Source organism: Paenibacillus sp. E194 (assembly GCF_000935845.1).
GTDB lineage: Bacteria > Bacillota > Bacilli > Paenibacillales > Paenibacillaceae > Paenibacillus_B > Paenibacillus_B alvei_B.
This window is the reverse complement of sequence record NZ_JMDX01000399.1, coordinates 1-3,210: the sequence shown is the minus strand read 5'-3', so window position 1 is coordinate 3,210 and position 3,210 is coordinate 1. Positions and strand designations below refer to the sequence as shown.

General features: G+C 48.7%; 4 protein-coding genes. 3 read left to right on the top strand and 1 reads right to left on the bottom strand.

What is annotated here, in order from left to right:
• The 3 genes from AZ66_RS28075 to AZ66_RS28070 form a co-directional block, all read left to right on the top strand.
• On the top strand, positions 1-392 hold a 392-nt coding region (locus AZ66_RS28075; RefSeq protein ID WP_197081792.1), incomplete at its 5' end, for a PTS transporter subunit EIIB.
• 59 nt (positions 393-451) lie between these two features.
• A complete protein-coding gene (locus AZ66_RS33975) occupies positions 452-577 on the top strand; it encodes a CAT RNA binding domain-containing protein (RefSeq protein WP_442950331.1) in 126 nt (41 codons plus the stop codon).
• Positions 568-1,290, top strand: coding sequence for a BglG family transcription antiterminator (locus tag AZ66_RS28070; protein WP_231587085.1), 723 nt, complete (start codon positions 568-570; stop codon positions 1,288-1,290). The genes AZ66_RS33975 and AZ66_RS28070 overlap by 10 nt, the downstream gene beginning before the upstream one ends.
• Before the next feature lie 92 nt (positions 1,291-1,382).
• On the opposite strand, the gene AZ66_RS28065 is transcribed toward AZ66_RS28070, so the two are convergent.
• Positions 1,383-3,210: penicillin-binding protein 1A (locus AZ66_RS28065; protein ID WP_044357936.1), on the bottom strand; the 1,828-nt coding region annotated here is incomplete at its 5' end.

The following is a 3,210-nucleotide window of genomic DNA, read 5'->3' as shown; positions in this document are numbered from 1 at the left end:
TCATTTTTGGATTGTATTATGCGACTGCGACTATCGCGATCCGGATGTTTCATGTCCACGCACCTGGCCGAGAGGAGGAACGGGTGAGCGGGGCAATCATCCCGAGCCCGACTGCTAGAACGCAAGATGATACAGATGCTCTATTGGAACGATTGCTTGGCTATATAGGAGGAATGGGAAATATTCGCTCTGTTGATGCGTGCATTACTCGACTACGGCTGCGGCTTGAAGATGAATCCAAGGTAGATGAAGTGGGAATTATGTGTCTTGGTGCATATGGCATGATGCGTGTAGCCAAGGGTCACATTCATATTGTGATGGGGACGGATTCGGAGCTGCTGCGAGAGAAGATTGAGCGAAGATTAAGTGTATCGGCATTTATTAACGGTTAGCGGGCACATTCTCAGTTATCCATCAGCTGGGCAGTTCGATTCTTGGAAGGGGAGAGCGGATGATTGAACGAAAGATTGTTCATGTCCTGTCGCATAATGTGGTAATGGCCAAACTATCCAATGGGAAAAACTCCATTGCCTTTGGCAAAGGGATAGGCTTTCAAAAAAGCCTGGGATGGAGGTAGATGCAGTTGATATTAAACAGGAATTTTTGCTGCACACAACGGATGTGCTGGAGCATTACGAGCATATTCTGCATGCGGTTGATTTCAAGATTATTGGTGTGGTAGAAGAGGTCATCGCTTTCGCTCAGGGACATTTAGAAGGGGATTTCTCAGAGACGATCCACTCTGCACTCGTTGATCATATTAATCTAGCGATTGAACGCTGCAAGCGCGGGCTTGTCATCAGCAACCCGTTTATGTTCGAAATTCAGCACTTGTATCGAGATGAATACCGAGTGGCAGAACGAGCGATTGACTATTTGAATGAGCAGCTGAAAGTGAACTTGCCTCAAGATGAGGTTGCCTTTTTGGCTATGCATTTCCACGGTGCACGAAGGGGCGGTAAGGGCAATAAGTCTGTTGCAGAATTGAAGATGATATCGAGGGTACTGGAGGAAGGGAAGAATATTGGGATAGACTTTGACGAATCACTCTCTACAGTACTGTTCATTGGGCATTTGAAGGGCCTGATAGATCGGGTACGGGCAGGGAAGACACTAAATAATCCGCTTCTCGTTCAGATTCGTGAAGAGTATGAAGAAGCCTACGAGAAGGCTGTGTTATTAGCAGGTTGGATTGCGGAAGGGCTGGAGAAGACGGTTCCACCCGAAGAGATCGGATTTCTTACGATGCATTTGGAACGACTTGTTCAACGGAAAAATGTAAGCATATGAAAAGGGATTTGCATGCAACGACGACAAGAACATACGGAATGAAAAGAAGAGGACAGATGCCATAAGCATCTGTCCTCTTCTGTGTGAATTGCTTAGTTATTGACCTGGACGGCAGGAGAGGAAGTAGATTCTCCTGCACTATTCGTAGCAGTCACGTAATACCATCCGCCTGGTGTCAAAGTAATCAACTCAAAGTCCGTTGACGTTGACGAGCCGATGCGTTCATAAGAGCCATTCTGGCTCGCACTATAATAGATATAATATTCACTTGGATTGTTGGACGCAGCTTTCCAAGAGAGACGCACGCCCATGTCCGTTAGTGCCGTCTTCAGTCCATTTGGTGCATCAGGTACTTGAGCAGCAGCCCGTTGCGGTTCCTGTCCGCTGCCGTTGTCGACTTCATGACTGCTCTCCTCTCTACCTGAATTGCTGCTCCCTGATTCTGTTGGATCATTGGAACCCGGCGTAGGCGTTACCTCTGTGCCAGTTCCTGAACCATTAGAGCCCCACTGTACAATCTCCGATGGGATCGATTCATGACCGCCCACGTCGACAGCTGTTACATAGAAGCTGTACTGCTTGTTGCCTGATACATAGCCAGTGAATCTCGTCTCTTCTCCGGTCAGAACGGTTCCGCTCTGTTGTTGGTAAGCGCCGCCGCTCATTGATCGATACAGACGGTATCCTACAACATCGGATTCTGGATTGCGCGAGAAGGTGATGCGAACGGAATCGCTCTTCAATGCAGCGATTCGAACGCTCCGTGGTGCAGAAGGCGCTTTGCCGTCATCCTTACGTGGATCGACCTTCGCAGGCGCGTCGTTGTTAGCATCTTCTGGCAAGTAGTCCGAAAAAGAGCGTCGATTGCTGCTGGATGAGAGATGCCCCAGCGCTTTCTTCAATTCCTCCACGAGCACTTGAATCGGCTTCTCGCGTTTTAGCACTACTTTCTCACCGATCATATCGGCAGGAGTGCTGTCCTGTGGAATATAGTTGACGCCGTCATAGGTGATGTACTTCATGTGAACAAGTGCGTCTTCCTCGGTTTTCGGCACATATTTACGGTTAAAAATATCCGTGACGAATTTGCCGCCGAGTCTCGTTAACTCATTCGGAAGCTTGCCGCTATAACCAGACACAGTCATGCTCACGATGCCGTCAGGACGTGTGAACTCCTTCGTGTGAAGCAAATTAGGCTTGGCCTTGTTCACTTCATTCATAACCTTCGACCAAATCTCTGTTGAGCGTGAACGAGCGTCGCGGTTCAGTACATGAATCGGCTTGTCGTACCCGACCCATACGCCCATCGTAACATCTGGTGTCGAGCCGATGAACCATGTATCCGCATAGTTCTGGGTTGATCCGGTCTTGGCCGCAACCTCAACTTTCCCGTAGAGATCAAATTCGCCTCGCACGCGGCGCCCGGTACCTCTGGAATCCGTAATGACGGATTTCATCATATCAGTCATCAGGTAGGCGCTTTGCTTCGAGACAACTGCTTGTGGATCTTCCTTATGTTGATACACGATATTTCCATTGGAATCTACAATCTTACTAATTAAGTACGCATCGTTGAATACACCCTGATTGGCAATTGCCCCGAACGCGTTCGTAATTTCTTCAACCGTTACTCCATACCGCAAGCCGCCGATGACGCCAGTCTGCGCGTAATAATCTTCAGGCTGAATGGTCGTGATGCCGAGCTTCTGTACGAAGTCCAGCGCCTTCTTCACACCGAGCTTCTCAATATAGATCTTGAGTGCCGGCAAGTTGAGCGATTGACTTAATGCGCTCCGAGCAGTAACAAGACCTTGATAGCGTCCGTTGGCGTTGCCAGGAATGTGGTAACCCTTGGAGCCATCCTTGAGTACAATTGGAGCGTCGTCCAATATGGATGCGGGTTGAATTAATCCTTGATCC